The organism is Halomonas sp. THAF12, from assembly GCF_009363675.1.
In the GTDB taxonomy this organism is placed as follows: Bacteria; Pseudomonadota; Gammaproteobacteria; order Pseudomonadales; family Halomonadaceae; genus Halomonas; species Halomonas smyrnensis.
Genome location: NZ_CP045399.1, coordinates 2,662,067 through 2,682,685, shown reverse-complemented (window position 1 = coordinate 2,682,685; position 20,619 = coordinate 2,662,067). Strand labels below are relative to the sequence as shown.

At 72.0% G+C, this 20,619-nt stretch carries 21 protein-coding genes; 17 read left to right on the top strand and 4 right to left on the bottom strand.

Annotated features, from left to right (window positions below; translation table 11 throughout):
* Positions 1-5 precede the first annotated feature (5 nt).
* From FIU88_RS12395 to cobJ, 4 genes are read left to right on the top strand one after another with little or no spacing between them, the layout of a single operon-like run.
* On the top strand, positions 6-1,214 hold the full coding sequence (locus FIU88_RS12395; RefSeq protein ID WP_253742546.1) for a cobalamin biosynthesis protein CobG: 1,209 nt from the start codon (positions 6-8) through the stop codon (positions 1,212-1,214).
* Positions 1,198-1,827 carry a precorrin-8X methylmutase gene (locus FIU88_RS12390; RefSeq protein ID WP_152479447.1) on the top strand — a complete coding sequence of 210 codons (630 nt, stop codon included), beginning with the start codon at positions 1,198-1,200 and terminating at the stop codon, positions 1,825-1,827. Before FIU88_RS12395 ends, FIU88_RS12390 begins: the two co-directional genes overlap by 17 nt.
* Entirely contained in the window at positions 1,824-2,576 is a 753-nt protein-coding gene (cobI, locus tag FIU88_RS12385) for a precorrin-2 C(20)-methyltransferase (protein WP_172977719.1), read from the top strand. The genes FIU88_RS12390 and cobI overlap by 4 nt, the downstream gene beginning before the upstream one ends.
* Positions 2,573-3,355 (top strand): precorrin-3B C(17)-methyltransferase, encoded by a 783-nt coding sequence (gene cobJ / locus FIU88_RS12380; protein WP_152479446.1) that lies wholly within the window; start codon positions 2,573-2,575, stop codon positions 3,353-3,355. The genes cobI and cobJ overlap by 4 nt, the downstream gene beginning before the upstream one ends.
* Here the strand turns inward: cobJ and FIU88_RS12375 are convergent.
* Positions 3,313-4,077, bottom strand: a complete 765-nt coding sequence (locus FIU88_RS12375) for a cobalt-precorrin-6A reductase (RefSeq protein ID WP_172977718.1) — start codon at positions 4,075-4,077, stop codon at positions 3,313-3,315. The two genes, cobJ and FIU88_RS12375, sit on opposite strands and share 43 nt — an antisense overlap.
* Between FIU88_RS12375 and cbiE the strand changes: the two genes are divergently transcribed.
* The 8 genes from cbiE (at position 4,076) to panP (ending at position 12,321) form a co-directional block, all read left to right on the top strand.
* The gene (cbiE, locus tag FIU88_RS12370) at positions 4,076-5,299 is read left to right on the top strand and encodes a precorrin-6y C5,15-methyltransferase (decarboxylating) subunit CbiE (RefSeq protein ID WP_152479445.1); all 1,224 of its coding nucleotides are present in this window, start codon (positions 4,076-4,078) and stop codon (positions 5,297-5,299) included. The two genes, FIU88_RS12375 and cbiE, sit on opposite strands and share 2 nt — an antisense overlap.
* A gap of 86 nt (positions 5,300-5,385) precedes the next feature.
* Positions 5,386-5,778: a cobalamin biosynthesis protein gene (locus FIU88_RS12365; protein WP_172977717.1), complete on the top strand. Its 393-nt coding sequence runs from the start codon at positions 5,386-5,388 to the stop codon at positions 5,776-5,778.
* Positions 5,775-6,596 carry a precorrin-4 C(11)-methyltransferase gene (gene cobM, locus FIU88_RS12360; RefSeq protein WP_152479443.1) on the top strand — a complete coding sequence of 274 codons (822 nt, stop codon included), beginning with the start codon at positions 5,775-5,777 and terminating at the stop codon, positions 6,594-6,596. The genes FIU88_RS12365 and cobM overlap by 4 nt, the downstream gene beginning before the upstream one ends.
* Complete coding sequence (gene cobF / locus FIU88_RS12355; protein ID WP_152479442.1) at positions 6,593-7,378, top strand: precorrin-6A synthase (deacetylating); 786 nt, start codon at positions 6,593-6,595, stop codon at positions 7,376-7,378. The genes cobM and cobF overlap by 4 nt, the downstream gene beginning before the upstream one ends.
* Before the next feature lie 148 nt (positions 7,379-7,526).
* Entirely contained in the window at positions 7,527-8,132 is a 606-nt protein-coding gene (gene cobO, locus FIU88_RS12350; protein ID WP_046079842.1) for a cob(I)yrinic acid a,c-diamide adenosyltransferase, read from the top strand.
* A gap of 270 nt (positions 8,133-8,402) precedes the next feature.
* Positions 8,403-9,128 carry a 5,6-dimethylbenzimidazole synthase gene (gene bluB / locus FIU88_RS12345; protein WP_152479441.1) on the top strand — a complete coding sequence of 242 codons (726 nt, stop codon included), beginning with the start codon at positions 8,403-8,405 and terminating at the stop codon, positions 9,126-9,128.
* Positions 9,125-10,618, top strand: coding sequence for a cobyric acid synthase (locus FIU88_RS12340; RefSeq protein WP_152479440.1), 1,494 nt, complete (start codon positions 9,125-9,127; stop codon positions 10,616-10,618). The genes bluB and FIU88_RS12340 overlap by 4 nt, the downstream gene beginning before the upstream one ends.
* A 47-nt stretch (positions 10,619-10,665) precedes the next feature.
* Positions 10,666-12,321 (top strand): pyridoxal-dependent aspartate 1-decarboxylase PanP, encoded by a 1,656-nt coding sequence (gene panP / locus FIU88_RS12335; RefSeq protein ID WP_152479439.1) that lies wholly within the window; start codon positions 10,666-10,668, stop codon positions 12,319-12,321.
* Positions 12,322-12,360: 39 nt separating this feature from the next.
* Here the strand turns inward: panP and FIU88_RS12330 are convergent, their stop codons facing one another.
* The gene (locus FIU88_RS12330) at positions 12,361-13,113 is read right to left on the bottom strand and encodes a glycerophosphodiester phosphodiesterase family protein (RefSeq protein ID WP_152479438.1); all 753 of its coding nucleotides are present in this window, start codon (positions 13,111-13,113) and stop codon (positions 12,361-12,363) included.
* Between the two features lie 174 nt (positions 13,114-13,287).
* On the opposite strand from FIU88_RS12330, the gene FIU88_RS12325 reads away from it, so the two are divergent.
* A complete protein-coding gene (locus FIU88_RS12325; RefSeq protein ID WP_152479437.1) occupies positions 13,288-13,872 on the top strand; it encodes a hypothetical protein in 585 nt (194 codons plus the stop codon).
* A gap of 36 nt (positions 13,873-13,908) precedes the next feature.
* Here FIU88_RS12325 and azu read toward each other — a convergent pair whose 3' ends face one another.
* The gene (azu, locus tag FIU88_RS12320) at positions 13,909-14,382 is read right to left on the bottom strand and encodes an azurin (RefSeq protein ID WP_016854505.1); all 474 of its coding nucleotides are present in this window, start codon (positions 14,380-14,382) and stop codon (positions 13,909-13,911) included.
* A gap of 169 nt (positions 14,383-14,551) precedes the next feature.
* On the opposite strand from azu, the gene FIU88_RS12315 reads away from it, so the two are divergent.
* A complete protein-coding gene (locus FIU88_RS12315; protein ID WP_152479436.1) occupies positions 14,552-15,529 on the top strand; it encodes an NADPH:quinone reductase in 978 nt (325 codons plus the stop codon).
* Positions 15,530-15,601: 72 nt separating this feature from the next.
* Here FIU88_RS12315 and FIU88_RS12310 read toward each other — a convergent pair whose 3' ends face one another.
* Positions 15,602-16,519, bottom strand: coding sequence for a MurR/RpiR family transcriptional regulator (locus tag FIU88_RS12310; protein WP_152479435.1), 918 nt, complete (start codon positions 16,517-16,519; stop codon positions 15,602-15,604).
* Positions 16,520-16,671: 152 nt separating this feature from the next.
* Here FIU88_RS12310 and FIU88_RS12305 point away from each other — a divergent pair, with 152 nt between their 5' ends.
* From FIU88_RS12305 to FIU88_RS12295, 3 genes are all read left to right on the top strand, one after another.
* Positions 16,672-18,000 (top strand): aspartate aminotransferase family protein, encoded by a 1,329-nt coding sequence (locus FIU88_RS12305; RefSeq protein ID WP_152479434.1) that lies wholly within the window; start codon positions 16,672-16,674, stop codon positions 17,998-18,000.
* Positions 18,001-18,014: 14 nt separating this feature from the next.
* Positions 18,015-18,596, top strand: coding sequence for a carboxymuconolactone decarboxylase family protein (locus tag FIU88_RS12300; protein WP_152479433.1), 582 nt, complete (start codon positions 18,015-18,017; stop codon positions 18,594-18,596).
* A 110-nt stretch (positions 18,597-18,706) separates the two neighbouring features.
* On the top strand, positions 18,707-20,587 hold the full coding sequence (locus tag FIU88_RS12295; protein WP_152479432.1) for an SLC13 family permease: 1,881 nt from the start codon (positions 18,707-18,709) through the stop codon (positions 20,585-20,587).
* Positions 20,588-20,619: the final 32 nt, after the last annotated feature.

Below are 20,619 nucleotides of genomic sequence, written 5' to 3'. Positions count from 1 at the left end.
CGAGTTTGAGCGCCTCGCCACGGGTTCGCGGCTGGTGCCCCGGCGCCTGGCGGCCCATGGCCACCGGCGACGGCCTGCTGGTGCGGGTGCGCCCGCCGCTGGGTCGGCTCACCCGGGCCCGGATGCTGTCGCTGTGCGAGGCCGCCGAGACCTGGGGCAGCGGCCTGATCGAACTGACCCGTCGCGCCAACCTGCAGCTGCGCGGCGTGAGCGAGGCCGGCTGGCCCGAGCTGATGGCGTTTCTGGTCGAGCACGGCCTGGCGGCCCCGGACGCCGAGGGCGAGCGCCGCCCGGCGCTGCTGCTGGCCCCGGACTGGCGAGAGGGCGACGCGACGCACGAGGCGGCGCGCCTGCTGGAGCGACGACTGGCCGACTGGCCGGCGCTGCCGGACAAGTGGGGCCTGGCGCTGGACGCCGGCCCGGCGCCGGTGCTGCGCGACGTGCCCGCCGACCTGCGCCTGGAGCGCTCGCGCGAGGGCGGCCTGCTGGTGCGGGCCGACGGGCGCGAGCTCGGCACGCCCGTCGCCGACGTCGAGGCCGCGGTCGCGCTGATGACGCGACTGGCGCACTGGTTCGTCGACGCGGGCGGCCTCGCGGCCGGGCGGATGCGTCGCCTCGCCGCGCCGCTGCCGGCCTGGGCGGCGGCGACGGCCGCGCGGGCCGAGTCGTCCGGCGACACGCCGATCCTGACGCCCGGGCCGCATCCCGCCGGCCGGGTGGTGGGGCTGCCCTTCGGCCGGGCGACGGCCTCGGCGCTGCGTGCTGTCCTCCATGACGACATCACCGACATTCGCGTGACGCCCTGGCGGCGCCTGCTGCTGGAAGGCGAGCACGCGAATTCGACTCTGAATACACAAGAAAGCGCGCCGGACGCCGGCCTGATCCATGACCCGCGCGACCCGCGCCTGGCCATGGACGCCTGCCCCGGCGCGCCGTTCTGTGCCCAGGCCAGCGTGGCGACCCAAGGCCTGGCTCAGGCGCTGGCCGAGCGGCGCGGCGAGGGCCCGGGCGAATCAGCCGCGGGCCGGCTGCATGTTTCCGGCTGCGCCAAGGGCTGCGCCCGCAGCGGCCCGGCCGAGGTCTGCCTGACGGGGCGCGACGGCCGCTATGACCTGATCCTGGGCGGACGCGCCGACGACACGCCGGTCGCGACCGGCCTCGGCGAATCCGACGCTATCGAATATTGGGAGACACGCGATGCCTTACGTCTATGAAACCGACGGACCGGCGATCTACCGGGAGTCCTTCGCCATCATACGGCGCGAGGCCGAGCTTTCACGCTTCTCGCCCGAGGAGGAGCCGGTCGCCGTGCGCATGATTCACGCCGCCGGCCTGGTGGCGCTGGCGCCCCACGTCCACTTCCGCGACGAGGCCGTGGCCCGTGCCCGGGCGGCGCTGGAGGCCGGCGCGCCGATCCTGTGCGATGCGCGCATGGTCGCCGAGGGCATCACCCGCAAGCGCCTGCCGGGGGACAACGCCGTGATCTGCACCCTGCACGACGAGCGGGTGCCGGGGCTGGCGCGCGAGATGGGCAATACCCGCTCGGCGGCGGCGCTGGAGCTGTGGCGCCCCCAGCTCGAGGGCGCGGTGGTGGCGATCGGCAACGCGCCGACCGCGCTGTTCCACCTGCTCAACATGCTCGAGGACCCGGACTGCCCGCGCCCGGCGGCGATCGTCGGCTGCCCGGTGGGCTTCGTCGGCGCGGCGGAGTCCAAGCAGGCGCTGTGGGAGAGCGGGGCGGCGCCCTGCGCCATCGTCGAAGGCCGGCTCGGCGGCAGCGCGGTGACGGTGGCCGCCATCAACGCCATGGCGGATCGCAGCGAATGACGATGCCAGAGACGCCTTCCAGCACGCCCCCCGGCACGATTCACGGCATCGGCCTCGGCCCCGGCAGCCAGGACCTGATGAGCGTGCGCGCCGACCGGCTGATCCGCGGCGCCAGCCACGTCGCCTACTTCCGCAAGAAGGGCCGCACCGGCCACGCTCGCACCATCGTCGAGGGCATGCTGGCGCCCGGCGCCGTGGAGCTTGCCATGGAGTATCCGGTCACCACCGAGATCCCCTTCGACGATCCGCGCTACAACGCGTGGCTGGCGGCCTTCTACGAACGCCAGGTGGCCCAGCTCGCCGAGATCGCCGGGGCGGGCCACGACGTGGCGGTGCTGTGCGAGGGCGACCCCTTCTTCTATGGCTCCTTCATGCACCTTTATACCCGTTTGCAGGGCAGGGTGGCCGTGGAAGTGGTGCCCGGCATCACCGGCATGTCCGCCGCCTGGACGGCCACGGGGCGGCCCATCACCTGGGGCGACGACGTGCTGACGGTGCTGACCGCGACCCAGCCCGAGGAGCGGCTGGCCGAGCGCATCGCGCGCACCGACGCCCTGGTGGTGATGAAGATCGGCCGTCACCTCGACAAGCTGCGCCGTGCGCTGGCAAGCGCCGGCCGCGAAGACGAGGCCTGGCTGATCGAGTACGCCTCCATGGGCCGGCAGCGGGTGGTGCCGCTGGCCGAGGTCGGCGAGAGCGTGCCCTATTTCTCGATCCTGGTGATCCACGGCAACGGGAGGCGGCCATGAGCGATCAGGGATGGCTGAAGATCATTGGCCTGGGTCCCGGGAGCGAGGCGTTGATCACCCCGGAGGCGTCGGGCGTACTTGCCGAGGCCACCGACGTGGTGGGCTACGTGCCCTACGTCGAGCGGGTCGCGCCGCGCCCGGGGCTGACCCGCCACGGCTCGGACAACCGCGAGGAGATCCGCCGCGCCGAGCAGGCCCTCGAGATGGCCGCCGACGGCCGCCGGGTGGCGGTCGTGTCCTCGGGCGACCCCGGCGTGTTCGCCATGGGCGCGGCGGTGTTCGAGGCGCTGGAGGCGGGCCAGCCGGCCTGGCGGGCGCTGGATATCCAGGTGCTGCCGGGGGTCTCGGCGATGCTCGCCGCCAGCGCGCGCCTCGGCGCGCCCCTGGGCCACGACTTCTGCTGCATCAACCTCTCCGACAACCTCAAGCCCTGGGCGCTGATCGAGAAGCGCCTGCGGCTGGCCGCCGAGGCCGACTTCGCCATGGCCTTCTACAACCCGCGCTCCCGCTCGCGGCCGGAGGGCTTCGCCCGCGCCCTGGGCGTGCTGCGCGAGGCCTGCGGCCTGGATCGCCCGATCATGTTCGCCCGCGCGGTCTCCACGCCCGAGGAGCGCCTGCGGGTCGTCACCCTCGGCGAGGCGACCCCCGAGATGGCCGACATGCGCACCCTGGTGATGGTGGGCTCGAGCCAGACGCGGCGCATTCCGGCCGCCAGCGACGAGGCGGGCGAGTGGGTCTATACGCCGCGGTCGGTGCCGTCATCCGAGGTGGATCGATGACCCAGCCAGTCCAGCACCGCATCGGGGCCATGGGCCTCGCGGCGGGGCGGCAGCGCCGGGCGGTCGATCATGATCACCGGCAGCTGAAGCGCCCGAGCGGCCTCGAGCTTGGCCGCCGCCCCCGCGCCGCCGGCGTTCTTGCACACCAGGCGCTCGACGCCGTGCTCGCGCATCAGGGCCAGGTCGCCCTCCCGGGTGAAGGGGCCGCGGTCGACGGTCAGGGTATGGCGCGGCAGCGGCGGCGCCTCCTCGGGCAGGTCGACCAGCCGCAGCACGTAGTGGTGCTCGGGCCGGGCGGCGAAGGCCGCCAGGTGCAGGCGGCCGATCGCCAGCAGCACCCGCTCGGGCGGGCCGGCGAGCGCCGCCACCGCCGCCTCGATGCTCGCGACGCGCTGCCAGCGGTCACTTTCCTGCGGCTCCCACGGCGGCCGGGTCAGGGCGATCAGCGCGGTGCCCGTTCGCTCGGCCGCGGCGACGGCATGGCGGCTCATCTGCTCGGCGAAGGGATGGGTGGCATCGACCAGGTGGGTGATGCGCTGCGCCACGAGAAAGGCGGCCAGCCCGTCCGCGCCGCCGAAGCCGCCGACCCGGGTCGGCAGCGGCTGGGGTTTCGGCGCGGCGACGCGGCCGGCGTAGCTGAACAGCGCGGGGATCTCGCGCTCGGCGAGCGCGCGGGCCAGGGCGCCGGCCTCGGTGGTACCTCCCAGGATCAGGACCTTCATGATGACTGACGCGGACGACGCTCCCTGGCTGACGGTGGTGGGCTGGGGCGAGAGTGGCACGGCCGGGCTCACGCCGGCAAGCCGCGAGGCGCTTCAGGCCGCCGAGGTGGTGTTCGGCGCCCGGCGCCACCTGCGCCTGCTGCCGCCGCTCGCCGCCGAGGTGCGCGAGTGGCCGGTGCCCTTCGCCGACGGCATCCCCGGACTGCTGTCCGAGCGCGGGCGGCGCACGGTGATGCTGGCCTCCGGCGACCCCTTCTGGCTCGGCGCCGGCGCCACCCTGGCGCGGCATCTCGCGCCGGGCGAATGGCGCTCGCTGCCGTCGCCCTCGACCTTCAGCCTGGCGGCCTCACGGCTCGGCTGGTCGCTGGAGAGGGTGACCTGTCTCGGCCTGCACGCCCGGCCGCTGACGCGCCTGCGCCCGCACCTGCATCGCGGCCGCCGGCTGCTGGTGCTGCTGCGCGACGGTGCGGCGGTGGCGGCGCTGGCCGACTGGCTCGGGCGCGTCGGCTTCGGCGCCAGCCAACTTCACATGCTGGAGGCCCTGGGCGGCGATCGAGAGCGCGTGCGCTGCCTGCGTGCCGATGCCGCGCTGCCGGACGACATCGCTCATCCGGTGGCGGTGGGGCTCGAGGTTGCCGGCGACGGGCCGGTGCTGCCGCTGACGCCCGGGCGGCCGGATGGCTGGTTTTCACACGACGGCCAGATCACCAAGCCGGCGGTGCGCGCCGCCACGCTCGCCGCCCTGGCCCCGATGCCGGGCGAGCGGCTGTGGGACATCGGCACCGGTTCCGGCTCGGTGGCCATCGAGTGGCTGCTGGCCCATCCGGACAACCGCGCCCTGGGCCTCGAGCGCGATGCCGAGCGGGCCGAGCGCGCCCGCCGCAACGCCCGGGAACTCGGCGTCGACTGGCTGGAGGTCATCGAGGGCGACGCCGCGGCGCTGCTGGAGGCGTCGCTTGCCGACGCGCCGCCGCCGGATGCGGTCTTCATCGGCGGCGGGCTCTGCGAGTCGCTGCTCGACGCGCTGTGGCCGCGCCTGCCGGTGGGCACGCGGCTGGTGGCCAACGCGGTGACGCTCGAATCCGAGGCGCTGCTGGCCCAGCGCCAGCGCGAACTCGGCGGCGAGCTGGTGCGCCTGGAGCTGTCGGCGGCGACCGCCCTCGGCAGACGCCGCGGCTGGAAGGCCGCCTATCCCATCGTGCAGTGGCGAGTCGTGAAATGAGCGGTGCGGGGCAGGGTGCCATGAGGCGCGGGGTCGGGCGCCATGAAGAGCAAGGCGCGGGGCAGGGCGCCCTGAAGAGCAAAGCGATGAGAATCGCGGGCTTCGGCTTTCGCCGCTCGGCCACGCTCGCCTCGCTCACCGAGGCACTGGAGCGGCTCGAGTCGCGCCATGGCCCGGCCGACCGGCTGGCGGCGGCCGACAGCATGCGGCCAATCGTGCAGGCCCTGGGCGAGGCGCGGGGCCTCGAGACGCTCGCCGTGCCCGACGAGGCGCTGGCCTCGGCCGAGACGCTGACGCATTCCCCGCGCAGCCGCCGGGTCCGAGGCACCGGCAGCGTCGCCGAGGCCGTGGCGATACTGGCGGCCGGGCCGGGCGCGACGCTGCTCGGCCCGCGGCTGGTCTCCGCGGACCGCCGCGCCACCGCCGCGATGGCCATCGCCGCGATGACAACCGACACCCCGGCAGGAGATATTGCATGACCGTTCACTTCATCGGTGCCGGCCCCGGCGCGCCGGACCTCTTGACCCTGCGCGGGCGCGACCTGATCGCCGCCAGTCCGGTGTGCCTCTACGCCGGCTCGCTGGTGCCCGAGGCGATCCTCGACCACTGCCCGGCGGACGCCCGGATCATCAATACCGCGCCGCTGTCCCTCGACGAGATCATCGACGAGATCGCCGCGGCCCACGCGGCGGGTCAGGACGTGGCCCGGCTGCACTCCGGCGACCCGTCGGTGTGGTCGGCCATGGGCGAGCAGCTGCGTCGGCTGCGCGCGCTGGGCATTCCCTACGCCATCACGCCCGGGGTGCCGGCCTTCGCCGCGGCCGCCGCCACCCTCGGCCAGGAGCTGACGCTGCCGGGCGTGGCGCAGTCGGTGGTGCTGACTCGCACCCCGGGTCGCGCCAGCGCCATGCCGGACGGCGAGACCCTGGCCAACTTCGCCCGCACCGGCACGACGCTGGCGATCCACCTGTCCATCCATAACCTGAAGCAGGTGGTAGCGGAGCTCGCACCCCGCTACGGCGACGACTGCCCGGTGGCCATCGTCTGGCGCGCCAGCTGGCCCGACCAGAAGGTGATCCGCGGGCGGCTCGACACCATCGCCGCGCGCCTCGACCCGGCCATGAACCGCACCGCCCTGATCCTGGTCGGCCCGGCGCTGGCCAGCGAGGACTTCGACGACAGCTGCCTCTACGCCATCGGCTACGACCGCCGCTTCCGGCCGCAGTCGGCGGACTCGCCCTTCGCCGAGGGCGGCGCCTTTGAGGAAGAACGCGCGGCACGAGAGGGCGGCGCATGATCCATCTGTCGCTGATCGGCACCGGCACCGGCAACCCCGATCACATCACCCTGGCCGGCGTGCGCGCGCTGCGCGAGGCCGAGCTGATCCTGCTGCCGCGCAAGGGCGAGGCCCGCTCGGACCTGGTCGACCTGCGTCGTCTGCTGTGCCGCCAACTGCTCGACGAGGCCGCACAATCGCGGGTGGTGGAGTTCGACCTGCCGCGTCGCGACGGCCGCGACGACTACCTGGGCGCGGTGGACGACTGGCACGCGGCGATCGCCGAGACCTGGCGCGAGCAAATGACGCATCACCTGCCCGGGAGCGGCCGGGTCGCGATGCTGATCTGGGGCGATCCCTCGCTCTACGACAGCAGCCTGCGCATCGCCGCGCGCCTCAAGGGGGCAGGGCCTGAGAAAGAGAACGGCATGGCGCTCGAGGTCGAGGTGGTGCCGGGCATCACCAGCCTGCAGGTGCTGACCGCCGAGCATCGCATCCCCTTGAACGCCCTGGCCGAGCCGGTGCAGATCACCACCGGGCGGCGCCTGCGCGAGCGCGGCTGGCCGGGCGACGCCGCCAGCGTGGCGGTGATGCTGGACGCCGGCGGCGCCTTCCAGTCGCTGGCCCCGGAGGGCCTGCATATCTGGTGGGGCGCCTATCTCGGCATGGACAAGCAGTGCCTGATCGACGGACCGCTGGCCGAGGTCGGCCCCGCCATCGTCGAGCGCCGCGCCGCGCTGCGTGAGCGCCATGGCTGGATCATGGACGTCTATCTGCTGGCGCGTCAGCCGCTGCTCGAATGATGGATACCGGGGACAAGCCTGCGCGGAGACGCGATAAATACATCCTTGTAGCTCCCGACGCCATCCCTGGCGTAGGAGCTCCGCTGCGACTTGTCCCCGGTATGGCATGAGAACCACCACGTTATTCCCTCGATCGCTGGAGATCCCGATGAAGCACGTCGACCCCGAGCGCCATGCGGTGCGCATGGCCCACAAGCAGAAGATCATGAACGAGCGGATCGCCGCCGCCGACAAGGAGCAGGGCGTGCTGCTGGTGCTCACCGGCCCCGGCAAGGGCAAGAGCAGCTCCGGCTTCGGCATGGTCGCACGCGCCCTGGGCCACGGCATGAAGGTCGGCGTGGTGCAGTTCATCAAGGGCAAGTTCCAGACCGGCGAGGAGGCCTTCTACCGCTCGCTGCCGGGCGTGGACTACCACGTCATGGGCGAGGGCTACACCTGGGACACCCAGGATCGCGAGCGCGACGTGCGTGCCGCCGAGGCGGCCTGGGCCGAGGCCAGTCGCATGCTGGCCGACCCGGACTATGCCCTGGTGCTGTTCGACGAGCTCAATATCGCCCTGCGCCACGGCTACCTAGAGCTCGACCGGGTGCTCGACGACCTCCAGGGGCGCCCGGCCATGCAGCACGCCGTGGTCACCGGCCGTCACGCCCCCGAGGCGCTGATCGAGCTGGCCGACACCGTGACCGAGATGAAGGTGGTCAAGCATGCCTTCAAGGATCAGGGCATCAAGGCGCAAAAAGGCGTCGAGCTGTAGTCGTCTCGACTCTGTTGTCGCCGGATGAGCGCCGGGGACGAGACGGCGCGAGGGGTTTTTGCCATGGGTGAGGCGGATTCCGCCGAACGGGTTGGCCATGGATGGCCAACACCGGACCTGCAAGCGGAGCAGGATGCAAGAGCGCCGCAGGGCAAAAGTTAGCGCCCAGGGATGGGTTCACAGCGCCCTCGCGACGGCTTGGCGCCGGGAAAGCTCATCGTTCGCCGAGGCCGCGCCATCCCATCACCACGATTTCCAGGAGACCGCCGCATGGCAGACCCGACCGGGCGACCCGACCACGCCTTCCCCGAGGCGCAGCGCGAGGGCCTCTACCGGGCCATCTTCGAGCGCCGCGACGTGCGCGCCCAGTTCCGCCCGGACCCGATTCCGCCCGAGGTGCTGGCACGGCTGCTCGAGGCCGCCCACCACGCGCCCTCGGTGGGCTTCATGCAGCCCTGGGACTTCCTGCTGATCGACGACCGCGCGGTGCGCGAGCGGGTGCACGCCATCTTCGAGCGCGAGAACGCCAGGGCGGCCGAGGCCCACACCGGCGAGCGTGGCGCGCTGTATCGCCGCCTCAAGCTGGAGGGCATCCTCGAGAGCCCGCTCAATCTGTGCATCACCTGCGACCGCAGCCGCGGCGGCGAGCACGTGCTGGGCCGCCAGAGCATCGTCGAGATGGACCTGTTCAGCACCTGCCTGGCGGTCCAGAACCTGTGGCTGGCGGCCCGGGCCGAGGGCATCGGCGTGGGCTGGGTCAGCATCCTCGATCAGTTTGATCTGGCCGGGGTGCTGGGCCTGCCGGAGAACGTCTACCCGCTCGCCTACCTGTGCCTGGGCTACGTCGACGAGTTCCTCGACCGCCCCGAGCTGGCCCGCGCCGGCTGGCGCCAGCGCCTGCCGCTGAGCGAGCGGGTGCACGGCAACGGCTGGGGCGAGGCGGCCGATGCCCCGGCGCTGTTCGAGGCGCTCTCGGCGCGGGAGGGCGAGCGATGAAGGCGCTGATGATCCAGGGCACCACCTCGGACGCCGGCAAGAGCACGGTGGTGGCGGGGCTGTGCCGTCTGCTGGCGCGGCGCGGCGTGTCGGTGGCGCCCTTCAAGCCCCAGAACATGGCGCTGAACAGCGCCGTGACGCCGGAGGGCGGCGAGATCGGCCGTTCCACGGCGCTGCAGGCGGTGGCCTGCGGCCTCGCCCCCCATGCCGACATGAACCCGGTGCTGCTCAAGCCCGAGACCGACCGCGGCGCCCAGGTGATCCTCGACGGCCGGGTCCACGGCCACATGGACGCGCTGGATTACCACGCCTTCAAGCGCCAGGCCCGGGTGACCGTGCTGGCGGCCTGGGAGCGGCTGACGAGCCGCTTCGATCTGGTGATCGCCGAGGGCGCGGGCAGCCCGGCCGAGGTCAACCTGCGCAAGAACGACATCGCCAACATGGGCTTCGCCGAGGCGGTGGACTGCCCGGTGTGGCTGGTGGCCGACATCGACCGCGGCGGCGTCTTCGCCCAGCTGGTGGGCACCCTGGAGCTGCTGAGTGCGTCCGAGCGCGCGCGCACCACCGGGCTTCTGATCAATCGCTTCCGCGGCGACATCGCGCTGCTCGAGCCGGGGCTGGACTGGCTCACCGAGCGCACCGGCAAGCCGGTGACCGGCGTGCTGCCGCACCTGAACGGCCTGCTGCTGGACGCCGAGGACGGCCTCGGCCTCACCGAGAGCGCCGCCGAGGCGCCGGGGCTGCGCGTGGTGGTGCCGGCGCTGCCGCGGATCAGCAACCACACCGATCTCGACGCGCTGCGCCTGCATCCGCGGGTCGAGCTGACGCTGGTCGGCCCGGGCCGGGCCATGCCGCCCGCCGACGTCATCCTGCTGCCCGGCAGCAAGAGCACCGCCAGCGACCTGGCCTGGCTGCGTCGCGAGGGCTGGGAGCCGGCGATCCGCCGCCACCTGCGCTACGGCGGCCGGGTGCTCGGCATCTGCGGCGGCTTCCAGATGCTCGGCGAGGCCATCGACGACCCGGACGGCCTCGAGGGCGAGGCCGGCAGCGTGCCGGGGCTGGGGCTTCTTTCGATGCGCACCCGCATGGTGGCCGGCAAGCAGCTGCGCAACGTCGCCGGCACCCTCCTTGACGCTCCGGCCGGGGAGGTCACGCCGGTGCGCGGCTACGAGATCCACAACGGGGTCAGCGAGGGCCCGGCACTGGCGCGGCCGCTGCTCGACCTGGACGGCCGCCCGGACGGTGCGGTGAGCGAGGACGGCCAGGTCATGGGTACCTACCTGCACGGCCTGTTCGACGAGGCGCCGGCGGCCGCCGCGCTGCTGGCCATGCTGGGGCTTGCCGGCGAGGGCGCGGCGGTGGATCTGGCCGCCCACCGGGAGCGCCAGCTCGACCGGCTGGCCGATACCCTGGAGGAACATCTCGATCCGGCCACCATCGAGGCGCTGGCGAAGGGCCGAGGCCTCGGCTACCATCGCGCGCATCGGTAATCAGCGGCCCTCGCGGCGTTTTCATCCTCCAGAGACAACAGGGTTCCATGGGCAAGCAATCAAAGGTCGCCGAGAGCAGCTGGGAAAACCTGCTCAGGATCTTCACCGTCCCCGAGGCGCCGGGATCGACGCTGAACCGCCTGGACAGGGACATCTCGACGAATCTCTCCGGCTTCCTCGGGGAGCACATCGTCGCGGAAGAGAACGACCTGGCCATCATCGAGCAGGACTTCAGCGATGCCAGGATCCCGGAAGCGCCGGCCTTCGTCTCGGAGCAGACCCAGTTCCTGCTCGACAAGGTGGTCTCGCAGTCGGTGCATACCGCCTCGCCCAGCTTCGTCGGCCACATGACGTCGGCACTGCCGTACTTCATGATCCCGCTGTCGAAGATCATGATCGCGCTCAACCAGAACCTGGTGAAGACCGAAACCTCCAAGGCCTTCACGCCGCTGGAGCGTCAGGTGCTGGGCATGCTGCATCGTCTGATCTACGGGCAGTCCGATGATTTCTACGACCGCTGGCTGCACCACAGCGAGCGTCGCCTCGGCGCCTTCTGCTCCGGCGGCACCGTGGCCAATATCACCGCGCTGTGGGCCGCGCGGAACCGGGCCTTCGGCCCGGATGGCGACTTCCCGGGCATCGGCCGCGGCGGCGTGTTCAGCGCCATGCGGCACTATGAGTGCGAGGGCGCGGCGGTGCTGGTCTCCGAGCGGGGCCATTACTCGCTGTCCAAGGCGGCCGATGTCCTGGGGATCGGGCGGGACCAGATGGTGGCCGTCGAGACGGACGGGTACAACCGCATCCGGCCCGAGGCGCTGGTCGCCACCCTGAAGCGGCTCCAGCGGCAGCGGATACGGCCGTTTGCCCTGGTCGGCATCGCCGGCACGACCGAGACCGGCAACATCGATCCGCTGGACGGCCTGGCCGATATCGCCGCAGAGCATGGCATCCACTTCCACGTGGATGCCGCCTGGGGCGGCCCGACGCTGTTCTCGGAGCGCTACCGGCCGCGTCTCGCCGGCATCGAGCGGGCCGACTCGGTCACCATCGACGCCCACAAGCAGCTCTATGTGCCCATGGGGGCGGGCATGGTGCTGTTCCGCGAGCCGTCCGCCCTCGGCAGCATCGAGCATCATGCCCAGTACATCATTCGGCAGGGCTCCCGGGATCTCGGCAGCACCACCCTGGAAGGCTCCCGGCCCGGCATGGCGATGCTGGTGCAGTCGGCCCTGAAGATCATCGGGCGTCAGGGCTATGCGATGCTGATCGACAACGGCATCCAGCTGGCGCGGCGCTTCGCCGACCGGATCACGGCGCTCGACGACTTCGAGCTGGTCACCGAGCCGGAGCTCAACATCCTCACCTATCGCTGGGCGCCGCCCGAGGTTCAGGCGCTGCTGGGCGAGGCCGACGAGGCGCTGCGTCAGCGGATCAACGATCTCCTGAACCGCATGACCCAGGCCATCCAGAAGATCCAGCGCGAGCGGGGCAGGGCCTTCGTGTCGCGTACCCGGCTGACGCCCGAGCCCTACGGCGGCCAGGCCATCACCGTGTTCCGGGTGGTGCTGGCCAACCCCCTGACCACCGACCAGGTGCTGCGCGAGCTCATCGAGGAGCAGCGCCAGATCGCCGCGGAGCAGCGGGAAAGCGACGACTTCGCCGAGCTGACGTCGCTGCTGGCCTCCCATCGTCGCCGGGGATGATCGTGCCGGCGCCCCGATACCGGGCCGCCGACAAGCCGTTCAGGAGGCCGTGTCGAAGCGCGTGGGGTCGTCGCTGATCACCGCGTCGACGCCCCAGTCCCAGCGCGGGGCGAAGGCGAGCGGGTCGTTGGCGGTGTAGCAGACCAGCGCATGGCCGGCGGCCTTGATGGCCCGGGCCCGCTCCGCCCTCAGCGGCTTCCAGTTGGCGTGCACGCTGACGGCCTGCACCGCCTCGGCGCGGTCCTGCCAGTCCCGGGGCACGCGGTCGAACAGTGCCCCCAGGGCCAGCCGCTCGGGGCCGGCCAGCGCGCGACCGACCCTCAGCGCCCGCTCGTCGAAGGACGACACCAGCCGCCGCTCGTAGGGCAGTGCCTCCATCACCGCCGGCACCGCGGCCTCGGCCAGCGCCACCGGATCGTGGCCGCGGTTGACCTTGAGCTCCAGATTCACGCCCATGCCGAGTTCGGCGAGCAGCGCGAGCATCGCGTCGAGGGTGGCCATCCGCTCGCCGGCGAAGGCGGGGGCGAACCAGGCGCCCGTGTCCAGCCGTCGGGCCGCGGCCTGGTCCATGGCCGCCAGCCGGCCGCGACCGTCCGAGCAACGCGACACGTCGCGGTCGTGCCAGATCACCGGCGTGCCGTCGCCGAGCCGCTGCACGTCGAGCTCGACCCAGTCGATGCCGGCCGCATGGGCCGCGCGCACCGCCGTCAGGGTGTTCTCGGGGGCGCGGGCGGAGAGGCCGCGATGGGCGATCAGGCGGGGAAACGACAGCGGCGGCGTGGCGATGGGCATGGCGGACTCCGGTCGGGAACCGCCCCAGCATAAACAGTCGGCGACCGTGGCGTCTTGTCCGATAGGCGAGGTCGGGGGTGCCGCGGACGCGACGTGGCGACTGTGCTAGGCTGCGCGCTTTCAGGCTCGGTCGGGCCGGGCATCGAAGGCAGCCATGAAGGAGAGCCGGTAGCGATGAAAGTGGTGCATATCAAGAACGCGGCCCAGCGTGAGGCCTGTCTGGCGCGGCTGTGCGCCGAGGCCTATGGCCAGGACGCCGGCATCGCGCCGCTGGTGACCTTCGCCGGGGTGACGGGCGTGCTGTTTCCGCAGGAGGCCGCGCGTCTGCTGGCGCTGGCCGACGATCAGGGCAAGCCGCTGGCGCTGGCGCTGCTGGCGCTGGATGAATCCGGTGAGGGCATGACCGTCATGCAGCTGGCGGATCTCGACACCGAGACGGTGAAGGCGCCGGCCATGAAGCTGGTGGGCGAGCTGGCGATGCGCGCGCCGCTGCGCGTGGACGCCACCGACGAGGTGCAGGAGACCCGCTTCCGCGAGGCCGGCATCGAGCGCTGGTTCAGCGGCAAGGCCGGGGTCCGCATCGGGCTGTCGAAGCGCCATCCGGCCACCGGTCTCGATGACCTGCCGCGCACGCTGACGGTGGACGAGCAGGGCGTGGTGCAGTCGTTCAAGCGCGACCGGGCGCAGTTCGACGACTACAAGCAGCGCTTCGTGAACGGCCTGGAGAACTTCCCCGCGACGCTGTCGGCGCGGCACTGAGGCGGGAGGCGCGCCGCCTGGCGGCGCGCGCCGGGATCAGCCTTCGACGGTGAAGGTGCCCTTCATGATGCTGGAGTGGCCCGGGAAGGAGCAGAAGAAGGTCAGGTCGCGACCGGCCAGGCCTTCGGTGGAGAAGGTGACGCTGGTGCTCTCGCCGCCGCCGATGACGTCGGTGGCGGCCAGCACGCGGTCGTCGTCCGCCGGCAGGTAGTCGCTCTCGAGGCTGGTGCTCATGCCGGCCTGGGCCACGTCCTGAACGTCGGATGTCTCGCTGAGCACCCAGTTGTGGCCCATCACGCTGGCCTGCATCTGGCCGGTGTGCTCCAGCGTCACGGTGACCTCATCGCAGCCGGCCGGCACGCTCATGGCGTCCTGGTTGAACTGCATCTGGTCGTTGCCCTCGATGGTCAGCTGACAGCTGTCGTCGTCCTGCGCCATGGCGGGAGAGGCGGCCAGGGTGGTGGCCAGGGCCGTGGCGGCGAGCAGCCAGGTCGCTTGGATAGCCTTCATGTTGGAATCCTTTATGTCGTCACTTTGATGATGTTTCTGTATACAGTTTGGCATTCTTCGCCGAGCCTTCCATGGCTGTCAAGCCTTGTCGGAGGCCGGGGTGCTTGACCGGGCACTGAGGGAGCGTTTGACTGGACGACCATTCATTAGCGGATTCAGGATATCCAACATGGCCAAGCGCATCCAGTTTGCCCGCACCGGCGGTCCCGAGGTCCTCGAGTTCGTCGACGACACGCCTGCCGAGCCGAAGCCCGGCGAGGTGCGGGTCCGCCATCAGGCGGTGGGCCTGAACTTCATCGACATCTATTTCCGCACCGGGTTGTATCCGGCGCCGTCGCTGCCGTCGGGGCTCGGCACCGAGGCCGCGGGTATCGTCGAGGCCGTGGGCGAGGGCGTCACCCACCTGGCCGTGGGTGACCGGGTGGCCTATGCCCAGGGCCCGCTGGGGGCCTACGCGGAACAGCACGTGCTGCCGGCCGACAAGGTGGTGGTGCTGCCCGAGGGCATCGATGCCGAGACCGCGGCGGCGGCCATGCTCAAGGGCCTCACCGTGCAGTACCTGCTGCGACAGACCTACCCGCTCCAGGGCGGCGAGACCATCCTGTGGCACGCCGCGGCCGGCGGGGTCGGCTCCATCGCCTGCCAGTGGGCCAAGGCGCTGGGGGTGAAGCTGATCGGCACGGTGAGCTCGCCGGAGAAGGCGGCGCTGGCCGAGAAGAACGGCGCCTGGGCGACCATCGACTACACCCGCGAGGACGTGGTCGAGCGGGTCCGCGAGCTGACCGGCGGCGCCATGTGCGACGTGGTCTACGACTCGGTGGGCAAGGACACCTGGGAGACCTCGCTGGACTGCCTGAAGAAGCGCGGCCTGATGGTCAGCTTCGGCAACGCCTCGGGCGCCGTGGAGGGCGTCAACGTCGGCATCCTCAACCAGAAGGGCTCGCTGTTCGTGACCCGCCCCAGCCTCAACGGCTATGCCGATACCCGCGAGCGCCTCGAGGCCATGGCCGCCGACCTGTTCGCGCGGATCGAAAGCGGCGAGGTCGTGATCGACATCGGCCAGCGCTATCCGCTCGCCGAGGCGGCCCAGGCCCAGCAGGCGCTGGCGAGCCGCAAGACCACCGGCTCGACCGTGCTGATCCCCTAGGCGTTGGCGCCTCTGCCGACGGCCCCGCGTCTCTCCGGACGCGGGGCCGTCGTCGTTCTGGGAGAGCGTCCGCTACAGCGCGTCGCCGAGCTCGTCGATCATCCGCTCGCGGCGCTCCAGCGAGGCCAGCCCGTCCTCGCCCAGCAGGCTCGCCGCCTCGCTCAAGAGCCCCTCGGCCAGCAGCATGAAGGCGCACATGCCGTTGCTGAAGAACAGGCTGTGATTGGGCACCGTGAAGCGCTCGTCGGCGGCGCGAGCGAGCGGCGAGCCGGCGGCATCGGTCAGCGCGATCACCGGCACGCCCTGGCGGGCCGCCACCCGGGCGGCGGTCAGCACGCTGGGCGTATAGGGGAAGGCGCTCATCACCACCAGCGCGTCGTTGTCGTCGAGCTGGGCCAGGGCGTCCGCGATGCCGTGGCCGGCGGCGTCCAGGGTGGCCGCGTCGGGGCGCAGCATGCCGAGCCCGTAGGCCATGAACGAGGCCAGCGAGGCGAACTGGCGGCGGCCGTGGATCCTCACCCGCCGGGCAGCCACCAGCCGCCGCGCGGCGCGGCCGAAGGCCTCCCCGTCCATCCCCGCCACCAGCTCGCCGAGGTTGGCGCTCTCCTGGCGGCCCAGCCGGGCCAGCCGGCCGAGGGCGTCGTCGTCCTGTTCGCCCTCCAGCAGCCGCGAGACCTGGTCGCTGTAGAAGTGCCGGCCCTCGGTGACGTGACGGCGGAACACCGCCTGGAGGCCGGCGAAGCCCTCGAAGCCGAGGCGCTGGGCCAGCCGCGACAGCGTCGAGGGGCTGACGCCGAGGCGCGACGCCAGATCGCTGATTGACGACATCGCGGCCTGCTGGGGCATGCCGACCAGCGCCGAGAGCACCTGCCGCGAGCGCCGGCCCAGGCGCAGCGCGGCGTCGCCCGCCTCGAGGTCGGCGAGCAGGCGCTCGAGGTCGTCGAGCGTCTCGAGGCGTGCATCCGGGCGGGAAGGCGAGGTGGCGGTCATGAGGGGCGTGGGCTCCGATCGCGGCGAAGTAGGGCAGGGCATTGTAGCGGCCGCGGCACCCGGCGTCAGGGTGGTGACGGCACTTGTTGCAAATATCTTTGCGTTTAACCAAAATAGCAAATGTGTTTGCAATATGGCCCGGGGAGGGTCGCATGAGCCACGTCTTCCATCGTCACCTGTCTCACTCCTATCCCACCGCCGTCGGCGGCGACGGCGCCTATCTGATCGACGCCGAGGGGCGCCGCTACCTGGACGCCTGCGGCGGTGCCGCGGTCTCCTGCCTGGGGCACAGCGACGCCGAGGTGATCGATGCCGTGCGCGAGCAGGTCGGCCAGCTGGCCTACGCCCACAGCTCCTTCTTCACCACCGAGCCGATGGAGGCACTGGCCGACTTCCTGGTCGAGCGGGCGCCGGCCGGCCTCTCCTCGGTCTACTTCGTCTCCGGTGGCTCCGAGGCGGTGGAGGCGGCCCTGAAGCTGGCGCGCCAGTACTTCATCGAGCGCGGCGAGCCCCAGCGCCGGCACCTGATCGCCCGGCGCCAGAGCTACCACGGCAACACCCTCGGGGCGCTCGCCACCGGTGGCAACGCCTGGCGTCGGCGCCAGTTCGAGCCGCTGCTGGTCGAGGTGAGCCACGTCAGCCCCTGCTACGCCTATCGTGACCAGGCTGCGGGCGAGACGCCGGAGGCCTACGGCGAGCGGCTGGCCCAGGAGCTCGAGGGCGAGATCCAGCGCCTGGGGCCGGAGAACGTGATGGCCTTCGTCGCCGAGCCGGTGGTCGGCGCGACGCTCGGCGCGGTGCCCGCCGTGCCGGGCTATTTCAAGCGCGTGCGCGAGATCTGCGATCGCCACGGCATCCTCTTGATCCTCGACGAGGTGATGTGCGGCATGGGCCGCACCGGCAGCCTGTTCGCCGCCGAGCAGGAGGGCGTGGCGCCGGACCTGGTGACCATCGCCAAGGGGCTGGGCGCCGGCTATCAGCCGATCGGCGCGACCCTGGTCGGCGAGCGCATCCGCTCGGCCATCGCCGAGGGCTCGGGCTTCTTCCAGCACGGCCATACCTACATCGGCCACGCCACCGCCTGCGCCGCGGCCCTGGCCGTTCAGCGTGCCATCGAGTCCCGCGACCTGCTGCCCCGCGTGCGGCAATTGGGCGACGGTCTCCAGCGGCGCCTCGAGGACCGCTTCGGCGACCATCCCCACGTCGGCGACATCCGCGGCCGGGGGCTCTTCCGCGGCCTCGAGCTGGTCGCGGCGCGCGACACCAAGACCCCGTTCGACCCCGAGCGCAAGCTGCACGCGGCGGTCAAGCGCGCCGCCATGGACGAGGGGCTGATGTGCTACCCGATGGGCGGGACCCTGGACGGCCGCCGGGGGGACCATATCCTGCTGGCGCCGCCCTTCATCCTCGAGGACGGCCAGCTCGACGAGATCGTCGACAAGCTCGACGCCGCCCTGGCGCGCGTCCTCACCCACTCGTAACGGAGCCTCGCCCGATGTCGATCGACTCCCGCCTCTCTCCCCTCGACGAGGCCACCATGGCCCCCGAGCAGCGCCGCGTGTTGGACGCCATCCTGAGCGGCCCCCGGGGCAACCTGGACGGCCCCTTCCTGGCCTGGATCCACAGCCCGGAACTGGCCGACCATGCCCAGCGCCTCGGCGCCTTCTGTCGCTATGGCACTCGGCTCGAGCCGCGGCTCACGGAGCTCGCGATCCTCTTCACCGCGGCCTGGTGGCAGTCCCAGGCCGAGTGGCAGATCCACGCGCCCATCGCCCGCGACGCCGGGGTCGACGAGGCGGTGATCGAGGCCCTCCAGGCGGGCCGCGAGCCCGCCTTCGCGCGTGACGATGAGGCGCTGGTCTATCGCCTCGGCAAGACGCTCTACACCACCCGGCGCGTCGACGAGGCGCTCTATGCCGAGGCGGTGGCGGCCTTCGGCGAGCCGGCGGTGGTCGAGCTGGTCGGGGTCTTCGGCTACTACGCCTTCGTGGCCATGACCCTCAACGTCTTCGAGGTGCGCCGCGGCGACGGCCCGCTGCCGTTTCCCGAGCCACCGGTGGGCCCGTCTCACGCCTGATGCCGCGTTGATGGCAGCCTCACTGGAGGGATGACGCGCGAGCGACGATGCTGAAGACAGCGCGTTGCGAGCCTCGACGCGCCTGTTCCAGCACAGGGAGGTGAGCCGTCATGGCCGACAGCACCCAGGTGTTTCTCCTGCTCGGCGCGACCCTGGCGACCTTCGTCTGGGGCCGCTTCCGCTACGACCTGGTGGCGCTGGCGGCGCTGCTGGCCGCGGTGGGACTGGGTCTGGTGCCCGCCGAGGGCGCCTTCGCCGGCTTCGGCCATCCGGCGGTGATCACCGTGGCCGCGGTGCTGGTGCTCAGCCGCGGCTTCGAGCGTTCGGGGCTGGTCGACCTGATCGCCGAGCAGGCACTGCGGGTCGGCGACCGGATCATGCTGCAGACCCTGGTGCTGTCCGGGACCGTGCTGGTGCTCTCCGGCATCATGAACAACGTCGGCGCCCTGGCGCTGATGCTGCCGGTGGCGCTGCGTCTGGCTCGGGAGCACGACAGCCCGCCGTCGCTGCTGCTGATGCCGCTGGCCTTCGGCTCGCTGCTCGGCGGGCTGACCACCCTGATCGGCACGCCACCCAACATCATCATCTCCGCCTACCGCCGCACGCTGACCGGCGAGGGCTTCGGCATGTTCGACTTCTTCCCCGTCGGCGCCAGCGTGGCGCTGGCGGGGCTCGTTGTGATCGTGCTGGCCGGCCGCTATCTGGTGCCCCAGCGGGCCGGCCAGGCGTCGATGGACGCGATGTTCGACACCGCCCACTACCTGGTCGAGCTGCGCGTGCCGGAGGGCGGCAAGGCGGTGGGCTGGTCGCTGCGCGACCTTCACCAGGCCGTCGAGGAGCCGATCCCGGTGCTGGCGGTGGTGCGAGCCGAGCGGCGCCATCCCGGGCATACCTTCTTCGGTGCGCTGCAGGCCCACGACATCCTGCTGGTGGAGGCCGGTCCCGAGGAGATGGCGCTGCTCGAGGACAAGGCCGGGCTGGCGGTGGGTGCCGAGGCGAAGCAGGAGGCCGAGCAGGAAACCGAGGTCGCCGAAAAGACCGGGCACGCCGATCGGGATGGCGAGGAAGGGGGTGCCGGCGAGGATGAGCAGGACGAGAAAGGCGGGAAGCGCGGCAGGCCCGCGACCGACACCGCGGGCCTGCAGCTGGTGGAGGCCGTGGTGCGCAACGATTCGATGATGCAGGGGCGCACGGTCGGCCAGCTGCGCCTGCTCAACCAGTTCGGCCTGCATCTGGTGGCGGTGGCCCGGGACGGCGGTCGGCTCCGGCAGCGGCTGCGGGACATCCGCTTTCGCGCCGGCGACGTGCTGCTGCTGCAGGGCGGGGAGGGCGACATCGGCGAGAGCCTGACGACGCTGGGCTGCCTGCCGCTGGCCAGCCGTGACCTGGCCCTGGGCCAGCCGCGTCGGCTGCTGCTGTCGGTGGCGATCTTCGCCGCGGCGATCGTGGCGATGATGCTCGACTGGCTGCCCGCCGCGGTGGCGCTGAGCGGCGCGGCCCTGGCGTCGCTGCTGGCCGGCGTGCTGACCCTGCGCGAGGCCTACCAGGCCATCGACGGGCCGGTGATCGTGCTGCTCGGCGCGATGATCCCGGTGGGCCAGGCGCTGGAGACCAGCGGCGGGGCGGCGTTGATCGCCGAGACGCTGCTGGCGCTGGGCGGCGACTGGCCGGTGGCGCTGACGCTTTCCGGGCTGTTCGCGCTCGGCCTGCTGCTGTCCAACGTGATCAACAACGCCGCCGCGGCGCTGTTGATGGCGCCCATCGCGGCGAGCCTGGCCGCGGGCTTCGAGGCCTCGGTGGATCCCTTCCTGATGGCGGTGGCGGTCAGTGCCTCCTGCGCCTTCCTGACGCCGATCGGGCATCAGTCCAACACCCTGGTGATGGGCCCCGGCGGCTATCGCTTCGGCGACTACTGGCGGCTGGGCCTGCCGCTGTCGCTGGCCGTGATGGCGGTGGCGATCCCGCTGATCCTGATCGTCTGGCCGCCGTAGCGGCCGTGACCGGCCCTTGCCGGGGTGGCAAG